The 6,992-nt window shown below is 73.2% G+C and carries 5 protein-coding genes; 4 read left to right on the forward strand and 1 reads right to left on the reverse strand.

What is annotated here, in order from left to right; translation table 11 throughout:
• Positions 1-13 precede the first annotated feature (13 nt).
• The gene (locus ACFY00_RS29185; protein WP_388034694.1) at positions 14-1,660 is read right to left on the reverse strand and encodes a PucR family transcriptional regulator; all 1,647 of its coding nucleotides are present in this window, start codon (positions 1,658-1,660) and stop codon (positions 14-16) included.
• 185 nt (positions 1,661-1,845) lie between these two features.
• Here ACFY00_RS29185 and ACFY00_RS29190 point away from each other — a divergent pair, with 185 nt between their 5' ends.
• The 4 genes from ACFY00_RS29190 to ACFY00_RS29205 all read left to right on the forward strand — a co-directional run bounded on the left by ACFY00_RS29190 (position 1,846) and on the right by ACFY00_RS29205 (position 6,440).
• Positions 1,846-3,360, forward strand: coding sequence for a gamma-aminobutyraldehyde dehydrogenase (locus tag ACFY00_RS29190; protein WP_388034696.1), 1,515 nt, complete (start codon positions 1,846-1,848; stop codon positions 3,358-3,360).
• Positions 3,361-3,489: 129 nt separating this feature from the next.
• On the forward strand, positions 3,490-3,939 hold the full coding sequence (locus ACFY00_RS29195) for a hypothetical protein (protein ID WP_388034698.1): 450 nt from the start codon (positions 3,490-3,492) through the stop codon (positions 3,937-3,939).
• Positions 3,940-3,967: 28 nt separating this feature from the next.
• Positions 3,968-4,807, forward strand: coding sequence for a hypothetical protein (locus ACFY00_RS29200; RefSeq protein ID WP_388034699.1), 840 nt, complete (start codon positions 3,968-3,970; stop codon positions 4,805-4,807).
• Positions 4,808-4,913: 106 nt separating this feature from the next.
• Positions 4,914-6,440, forward strand: coding sequence for a CoA-acylating methylmalonate-semialdehyde dehydrogenase (locus tag ACFY00_RS29205; RefSeq protein WP_388034701.1), 1,527 nt, complete (start codon positions 4,914-4,916; stop codon positions 6,438-6,440).
• Positions 6,441-6,992 lie beyond the last annotated feature (552 nt).

Here is a 6,992-nt window from a genome sequence, read left to right on the forward strand (position 1 = left end):
GCCGACCGGGAGGTCAGCGGCGCACCGCGTCCAGCGCCAGCAGCGCCACGTGCAGCGACAGGCAGGACTCCACCTGGTCCAGGTCCACGCCCAGGATCCGCTCCACCTTGTGCAGCCGGTCGTAGAAGGACGGACGCGACAGGTGCGCGGCGTCGGCCGCCGCCGACTTGTTGCGGCCCTGCTCCAGGTAGATCCGCAGCATCTGCACCAACTGCCCGCCGTGCTCCGCGTCGTACGCCAGCAGCGGCCCCAACTCCCGTTCCACGTACGTCTGCAGGCGCTCGTCATCGCGCAGCAGGTGCAGCAGGCCGCGCAGCCGGACGTCCGGCAGGCGGTAGTACGCGGCCCGGCCGCCCGGCGCGTCGTGCAGGGCCGCGTCCGCGACCTGGGTGGCCTCCAGCAGGGTGCGCCGGGCGTCCCGGACCGAACCCACCGAGGAACCGACCGCTATCACCGGCCCGTCCGCCGAACCGTCCCGGCCCGCCTCCGCGGAGAGCCGGCGCAGCGCCGCCGCGAAGGCCTCCAGCGAGGCGTGCTCGTCCTGCTGCGAGCCGAGCGCCACCAGCAGGCCCACCCCCTCGTCGTCCAGCGCGCCCACCAGCGCCGACAGCCGCGCGTTGCGGATCGCGGTCGCCGCCAGCTCGGTGAAGTCCCGCAGCCGGGCCTGCGCCTCCAGCGCCGCGGGCAGCGGCCCCTCCCGGCGGCGCAGCACCACGCCCACCAGGCGGCGCCCCTCCAGCGGCACGCCCAGCGCCTGCGCGCGCAACGCCACCTCGGAGACCGTCAGCGCGTGCGTCAGGATGCCCGACAGCAGGGTGCGGTGGGTCTGCCGCTCCAGCGACTCCCGGTCGCGCACCACCAGCCGGTTCAGCGCCAGCGTCGCCGCGCCGCGCTCCAGCAGCATCGCGTGCGGGTGCGGTACGTCCGGCGGCAGCGGCACCGGATCGTCCACCAGCACCAGCCGCCCCCAGTCCTGGCCGCGCGCGCCCACCGTGGTCACCAGCCAGCCCGAGCGCGGGTCGTGGCCGGTGCGGCCCGGCGGGTGCACGCCGCGCGAGCGGTGCTCCCAGTTCTCCAGCAGCTCCTGCTCGCCGCGCCCCGCCGGGTCGTGCGCCAGCACCTGGTGCGCCAGGTTCTCCAGCACCACCGGCGCCCCCGCCATCCGGGCCACCTGCCGCACCACCTCGGCGGGCTCCGCGCCCTCCGTCGCCAGCTCGTTGAACACCTGGTGCACCGCCTCGGACACCCGCAACTGCTCCAGCTGCGCGTTCACCACCAGCGCGTGCACCGCCTCGGTCACCGCGACGAACTTCAGCTCCCGGCGCAGCACCACCAGCGGCAGGCCGTGCCGCTCCGCCGCCGCCACCAGCGCCCGCGGCAGCGAGTCGAAGTACCGGCGGCCGAACTCGATCACCAGCCCCGCCACCCCGACCTCGGCCAGCTCCCGCACGTACCGGGCCAACCCGTCCCGGTCCTCCGGCAGCGCGATGCCCGTCGACAGCACCAGCTCGCCGCCGCGCAGCACCCCTGCCACGTCCGGCAGCTCGCTCACGTGCACCCAGCGCACCGGGCGCTCCAGCGCCCCGGCCCCGGCCACCACCTGGGGCAGACCGCGCCGCATCACGTCGAGGTCGAGCACGCGGGCGACGGTGGGGAGCATCGGGGATACCTCCAGGGGGTTCGCAGGGTGTCAGGACAATCATGCTCGACGGCGACGCCCTGTCACCCGGACACGGCCTTGCAGCATGTAAGGCCCTTCGGCCGGGCCGTTGCTGAGTGATGCTTGCCCCGGGCACCCGAACCGAGGCATCGTCGGCCGGGTCGAGTAGGCAATGGAGGCAGCTCATGGACCTGACCAGCTTCAACGAGGGCGCGCAACACATCGCGGGCCGCCCGGCCCGGAGCTCCGGCGGTGAACCCTTCGCCGTGGTCAACCCCGCCGACGGCGCCACCGTCCAGCAGGTCGAGCTCGCCACCACCGCCGACGTCGACGCCGCCGTCGCGGCCGCCCGCGCCGCCCTCCCCGAGTGGTCCGGCGCCACCCCCGGCGCCCGCTCCGACGCGCTGAACCGCCTCGCCGGGATCCTCGCCGAGCACGCCGAGGACTTCGCCCGGGTCGAGACCGCGCAGACCGGCAAGCCGATCAAGCTCTCCACCGAGTTCGACGTCCCCGGCACCGTCGACAACACCGCCTTCTTCGCCGGGGCCGCCCGCAACCTGGAGGGCAAGGCCGCCGGGGAGTACAGCGGCGACCACACCTCGTACGTGCGCCGCGAGGCGGTCGGCGTGATCGGCAGCATCGCGCCCTGGAACTACCCGCTGCAGATGGCCGCCTGGAAGATCCTCCCGGCGATCGCCGCGGGCAACGCCATCGTCCTCAAGCCCGCCGAGATCACCCCGCTGACCTCGCTGATGTTCGCCCGCGCCTGCACCGCCGCGGGCATCCCCGACGGCGTCGTCAACGTCGTCACCGGCGCCGGACGGACCGCGGGCGAGCACCTGATCGGCCACCCCGACGTCGCCATGGTGTCCTTCACCGGCTCCACCGCCGTCGGCAAGCGCGTCGCCGAGATCGCCACCGCCACCGTCAAGCGCACCCACCTCGAACTCGGCGGCAAGGCCCCCTTCGTGGTCTTCGACGACGCCGACCTCGACGCCGCCGTGCACGGCGCCGTCGCCGCCTCCCTGATCAACAGCGGCCAGGACTGCACCGCCGCCACCCGCGCCTACGTCCAGCGCCCGCTGTACGACGCCTTCGTGGCCGGCGTCGCCGAGCTGTACGAGGGCATCCGGCTCGGCGACCCGTTGAACCCGCACACCGACATGGGCCCGCTGGTCTCCTTCACCCACCGCGACCGGGTCGCCGGCTTCGTCGAGCGCGCCCGCTCCTACGCCACCGTCGTCACCGGCGGCGCCGCCACCGGCAAGGGCCACGACGGCACCGACCTCGCGCTCGGCGCCTACCACCGCCCCACCCTGATCACCGGCGCCGCCCAGGACAGCGAGGTCGTCCAGGGCGAGATCTTCGGCCCGGTGCTCGTCGTGCTGCCCTTCGACAGCGACGAGGAGGGCCTGCGGCTCGCCAACGACACCCCCTACGGCCTCGCCGCCTCCGCCTGGACCCGCGACGTGCACCGCTCGCTGCGCGCCACCCGCGAGATCGCGGCCGGCTGCGTCTGGGTGAACGACCACATCCCGATCATCAGCGAGATGCCGCACGGCGGGTACAAGGCCTCCGGCTACGGCAAGGACATGTCGCAGTACTCGCTCGACGAGTACACCCAGGTCAAGCACGTCATGTTCGACACCACCGCGGTCGCCCGCAAGGACTGGCACCGGACGATCTTCGGCGACCGCTGACCGGGAGCCCCGCCCCGGACGCCCCGCGATCCGTGTAAGAGAACCCCGGTACCCCGCTCTCCCGGGTGACGGCAGCAGGCACCCCGCCCGCCGCCCGTTGCCCCGCCCGGGAGAGACGAGGAACCGCACGTGAGCACCACCCGCCATCCCAGCGCCCTGCACTGGCTGGCCGCCGCCGCCCCCGACCCCGACGCCTGCCGCCGCACCTGGGAGCGCACCCGCTTCGGCCTCGCCCTGCTCCCCGCCGGACACCGCTGGGACGTCCTGCACGCCCCCGGCCCGCTCGGCCGTCCCGCCGCCGCGCTGCTCGACCGGCCCGGCGGCGGTCCCGTCCTGGAGGACCCCGACGGCGACACCGTCGGCTTCCTCGTCCCCGTCGGCACCGCCGAACGCTGGACCGGCACCGGCATCCGCGGCTCCGGCCACGGCACCTGGATCGCCGTCCCGCACCCCACCCGCCCCACCGCCCGCGGTCCGCACTGGCTCGTCCCCCCGCACCCCGACGGACGGCTCGTCGACCCCCGCGCCCTCGAACTCGCCCTCCACGACGCCGCCGCCCACCTGCACCGACCGCACTAGACGGCGCCGGACGGGACAGACTGTCCCCATGGACGACGTGAGCACCGTGAACGGCGTGGAGGACGTCGACGCCGGGAGCGTCGGGGAGAGCGGGGACGTCCCGGCCGCCCCGGGGAACGGCCGCGGCCTCGACCGCGGCGTCGATGCGCTGCCCGCCCGGCGCGCCGCGCTGCTCGCCGACGCCCGGCCGTACTGTCTGGAACAGGCCCTCGCGCTGGCCGGCCCCGACGCGCTGCGCCTGCACGGCCTGGCCGCGCCCGTCCGCGGCACCGACCTGTTGCTGGTCACCGCCGAGGGCCCGCCGCTGGCCGAACTCGCCACCGGACTCGCCGAAACCCTGCGCGCCGCCGGGCACCGCGTCGAGGAACCGCCCGGCACGGCCCGCCGCCACCAACTCGCCGTCAGCACCGGCGAGGCGTCCCTCGACAGCCTCGCCGGGGAGCCACCGCTCGGCATCGAACTGCGCCGCGAACCGCTGCGCCACCCGCCGACCCTCCCCGCCCTCGTTTCCGTTCCCGCCCCCGTCCCCGTCGCCGCGCTGGACGACGCCGCCGCCCTCGCCGTGCTCACCCTCTGCGAACGCGCCCTGCCCGCCGACCTGCAGGCGCTGCGCGCCCTCACCGACCGGCGGCGCGAAGGCGAACTCCTCGCCCTGGCGGGCGCGTTCGACGAGGACTTCAGCCCCCGCACGCTCGCCGACCGGCTGGAGAGCGCCGCCGCCCTGCTCTCCGCCGACGGCGCCGAGGCGGTCGACACCGTGAAGTGGGCCGAGGACTGGGCCCAGGACCTGCGCCTCGACCTGCTGGAGACCACCGAACTCGCCGACGGCCTGCACGACCCCTACCTGGACCGCTCCGACGACCTGTAAGGGTGAATCGCGCTTCCCCGTCAGGGTGCTCGTTGAGCGGGCCCGCCGCCCCGCGCAGACTGGAGAACGAGCGCGGGACATCCGTGGACATCGGAGGCAGAGACCCTTGAGCAGCAAGCACATCACCCACTGGATCGGCGGCCAGTACGTCGCCACCGCCGGAACCGCGCCCCGCCGCGGCGACATCCACGACCCGGCCACCGGCCAGGTCACCGGTCAGGTGGACTTCGCCGAGATCGCCGAGGTCGATCAGGCGGTCGCCGCCGCCGCCCAGGCGTTCACCAGCTGGCGCAAGGCCTCGATCGCCAAGCGCACCCAGGTGCTGTTCAACTTCCGCGAGCTGTTCAACGCCCGCAAGGACGAACTCGCCGCGATCATCGTCTCCGAGCACGGCAAGGTGCACTCCGACGCCCTCGGCGAGCTCGCCCGCGGCCAGGAGGTCGTCGAGTACGCCTGCGGCATCCCGCAGCTGATCAAGGGTGGCTTCACCGAGCAGGCCTCCACCGGCGTCGACGTCTACTCGATCCGCCAGCCGCTCGGCCCGGTCGCCATCATCTCGCCGTTCAACTTCCCGGCCATGGTGCCGATGTGGTTCTTCCCGATCGCGATCGCGGCCGGCAACACGGTCGTGCTCAAGCCCTCCGAGAAGGACCCGTCCGCCGCCAACTTCATCGCCGAGCTGTGGAAGGAGGCCGGCCTCCCCGACGGCGTCTTCAACGTCGTCCACGGCGACAAGGCCGCCGTCGACCGCCTGCTGGAGCACCCCGACGTCAAGTCGGTCTCCTTCGTCGGTTCCACCCCCATCGCCCGCTACGTGTACGAGACCGGCACCCGCTACGGCAAGCGCGTGCAGGCCCTCGGCGGCGCCAAGAACCACATGCTGGTCCTCCCCGACGCCGACCTCGACCTCGCCGCCGACGCCGCCATCAACGCCGGCTTCGGCGCGGCGGGCGAGCGCTGCATGGCCGTCTCCGTCCTGGTCGCCGTCGACCCGATCGGCGACGAGCTGGTCGCCAAGATCAAGGAGCGGATGGCCACCCTCAAGGTCGGCCCCGGCTGCAACGGCGACTCCGAGATGGGCCCGCTGGTCACCGGCCAGCACCGCGACAAGGTCACCTCCTACGTCGAGTCCGGCATCGCCGACGGCGCGGAGCTCGCCGTGGACGGCCGCAAGCACGCCATCGCCGCCGAGGACGCCACCGGCGCCCCCACCACCGACGGCTTCTGGCTCGGCCCGACCCTGTTCGACCACGTCAAGCCGGGCATGTCCGTCTACAACGACGAGATCTTCGGCCCGATCCTGTCGGTCGTCCGGGTCCCCTCCTACGACGAGGGCCTGGAGCTCATCAACGCCAACCCGTACGGCAACGGCACCGCCATCTTCACCAACGACGGCGGCGCGGCCCGGCGCTTCCAGAACGAGGTCGAGGTCGGCATGGTCGGCATCAACGTGCCGATCCCCGTCCCGGTCGCCTACTACTCCTTCGGCGGCTGGAAGGCCTCGCTGTTCGGCGACACCCACGCCTACGGCCCCGACGGCGTCCAGTTCTTCACCCGCGGCAAGGCCGTCACCCAGCGCTGGCTCGACCCCTCGCACGGCGGCATCAACCTGGGCTTCCCCACCAACAGCTGAACAGCCCACCGCGTCACGGCGCACCCCGGAAGGCCGGCCCCTGGTGGGGGTCGGCCTTCCGGCAGTTCAGGCCTGGCGCCGGAGACCCTCGACGCGTGGCGGGGCGCGCGTTTGCATCCGTTCGCCAGTCGGCGTAGTGTTGACTGGTCGCTCGGCAGGGAGCACCGGACACGCATCTGTGTGGACGGTCCCGGGGCGGCCAATCCCTTGGAAAACCAGTGAGCTGATCCGTGACGGGTCGCGTCCTTTTCGCGTCCCCGTTCGTATTCCGCTGTGCGGTTTTCCGGAGATTGCGGCCGATTCGCTTTCCGGAGCGGGGATCGGCTAGAGTTTGAAACGTCGGACGGGCCGTCAGGGCGCGGAAGACGAAAGCGAGTCGGGAAAGAGCACAAGCTCGGATCTGATAAGCTGGAAACACGAAAGAACGAAGCGCCCGGAGGGTCCGCAGGGATGCGGCTCGAAGGAAGCGTCCGTTCCTTGAGAACTCAACAGCGTGCCAAAAGTCAACGCCAGATATGTTGACATCCCCGGCCTCGGCGATCTCGTCGGGGT

The organism is Kitasatospora sp. NPDC001540, from assembly GCF_042894345.1.
In the GTDB taxonomy this organism is placed as follows: Bacteria; Actinomycetota; Actinomycetes; order Streptomycetales; family Streptomycetaceae; genus Kitasatospora; species Kitasatospora phosalacinea_C.

Bases quoted from the DNA above. Each gene is read 5' to 3' on its own strand.
- ACFY00_RS29185 (WP_388034694.1), bottom strand. From the start codon at position 1,660: ATGCTCCCCACCGTCGCCCGCGTGCTCGACCTCGACGTGATGCGGCGC.
- ACFY00_RS29190 (WP_388034696.1), top strand. From the start codon at position 1,846: ATGGACCTGACCAGCTTCAACGAGGGCGCGCAACACATCGCGGGCCGC.
- ACFY00_RS29200 (WP_388034699.1), top strand. From the start codon at position 3,968: ATGGACGACGTGAGCACCGTGAACGGCGTGGAGGACGTCGACGCCGGG.